The sequence below is a fragment of the Mesorhizobium sp. M7A.F.Ca.US.006.04.2.1 genome (genome assembly GCF_004022915.1).
Taxonomy (GTDB): Bacteria; Pseudomonadota; Alphaproteobacteria; order Rhizobiales; family Rhizobiaceae; genus Mesorhizobium; species Mesorhizobium ciceri.
The window spans coordinates 1-976 of sequence record NZ_RZQA01001370.1; the positions used below are offsets into that span (position 1 = coordinate 1).

Consider the following 976-nt stretch of genomic DNA (forward strand, 5'->3'; position numbering starts at 1 on the left):
ATACAACTCCCAGGCTTCAAGCAATGTCATGTTGTTGGCGGCAGCGGCACGGCGTTCCGCGAGGGGGTCAACACCGCCCCGCATCTCGCCCATAAGCTCCTCGGCTCGCTTGCGCGCTTGCTGGAGCGTTATGTCGCCATATCGCCCGATGCTGACCCTTCGGCTCTTTCCCCGCACGTCGCGCTGGACAACAAACGTTTTTGTCCTGGCTCCGACGACCACGCCGAAGCCTCGCAAGTCAGTGCACCACCAGTGCTCTTGGCCGGTCGGTACGAGGGGCAATGAATCTATGTCACCCTTGGTCGTGAGCTTCGCTTTTGGCATCTTACTAAGGCCTCTAATAAGGGCGCTGTGTAAAACGCTAGCACCCGGACTTAAAAACTATCCAAGCACAATATGACGGATTTCCAAGGGTTCCAAGCTCTTATTAAAAGGCTATAGGTTCCGTCTAAAAGTCGGAACAGCAAACTTTTAATCAGTAGGTCATGGGTTCGAATCCCATCGCGCTCACCATTGTTTTAGCGTTAAATATCAGCCACTTAGGATCTTTAAGTCTTTGAGAAAAGCAGCGACTGTGCGAGTTTTCACGGCCTGCACGCCCTACTCAAGGATCTCGCCACGGGCAACGCATGACAAGATCGTCCCACTTCGGATCGTTGATTCTACAAGTCTTTGATTTTGTTGAACGGCGGCGGCGACTCCCACCGCGATCCGACAGTCACTGCTGCCATTGATCGACCTTACCAACCGGGACGAAGCCGTCAGCGCTTCCAGAAATCGCGGTGCGGTGCGAGCATCTCGTCGGCGATTTCGGGGAAGGGGCCAAAGACCTCGATCTTTTTCTGGCCGGAGCCGAGGACGGTGCGCGAAGAGAGGCTCATCGTCGGATTCTCCGCGTGATCCCCGGTGAGCGCCAGGAGCTCGGTCTCCTCTACCCCGTAAACCAGCCGCCCGATATTGGCCCAATACATCGTGC

The 976-nt window shown here is 55.6% G+C and carries 1 protein-coding gene and 1 pseudogene; one reads left to right on the forward strand and one right to left on the reverse strand.

Annotated features, from left to right (window positions below):
- Positions 1-285, forward strand: a 285-nt coding sequence (locus EN925_RS41300; protein WP_245487444.1) for a hypothetical protein, incomplete at its 5' end; no start/stop codon positions are given.
- A gap of 476 nt (positions 286-761) precedes the next feature.
- Here the strand turns inward: EN925_RS41300 and EN925_RS37365 are convergent.
- Positions 762-976 (reverse strand): annotated as a pseudogene (locus tag EN925_RS37365) (nucleoside deaminase); the annotation flags it as partial.